The sequence below is a fragment of the Kitasatospora nipponensis genome, from assembly GCF_039528135.1.
GTDB classification, from domain to species: Bacteria; Actinomycetota; Actinomycetes; order Streptomycetales; family Streptomycetaceae; genus Kitasatospora; species Kitasatospora nipponensis.
In genome coordinates this window covers 1-517 of the sequence record NZ_BAAALF010001168.1, presented here as the reverse complement: position 1 = coordinate 517, position 517 = coordinate 1, and the positions used below count along the sequence as shown (strand labels likewise).

The window sequence follows — 517 nt, the reverse complement described above, 5'->3', positions numbered from 1 at the left end:
CCAGGCCCTCGCACTTCATTCGCAGGGTCAGCCGGTAGTTCGCCAGGAAGTCCTGCAGCGTGGCCAGTTCGCCGTCCGGGCTGGGGCCTTCGGTGTTGCGGGGGTCGTCGTCCGGGTTCGCCCACATGTCGGGGTAGACGGTTGCCTGGGTCCCTCGCGGGGGTTGATCACTCATGCGCGCCATGTTCGCCCGCCGGGCCCGGGCTCGCCAGTGGGTTTCCCGGCGGTGGGCCCCGCACATGCCCCGATACTTTCTGACCATACGTCAGAAACAATATCAGCAGCGTCACTTGACAGCCATGGCATGTTCCTGCCACCAGAATCCGGTTTCCCGCCCGCTTCCGTCCGGGCAGGGATGGCGACCGCACCACTGTTCTCACCCGTCCGCGCGACGGCTCCCTGCCGTCGCCACCGCGTGAAGGAGAATCCGTGGCACAACCGACCCGCCGCTGGCGAACGGCCCTGACCCGCCTGCTCGCCGCCCTCGCCCTCCCGACGCTCACCCTCGCCGCACCGG

At 68.9% G+C, this 517-nt stretch carries 1 pseudogene; it reads right to left on the bottom strand.

Annotation, left to right across the window (positions count from 1 at the left end):
* A pseudogene (locus ABD323_RS45465) lies at window positions 1-184 on the bottom strand (hypothetical protein); the annotation flags it as partial.
* Window positions 185-517 lie beyond the last annotated feature (333 nt).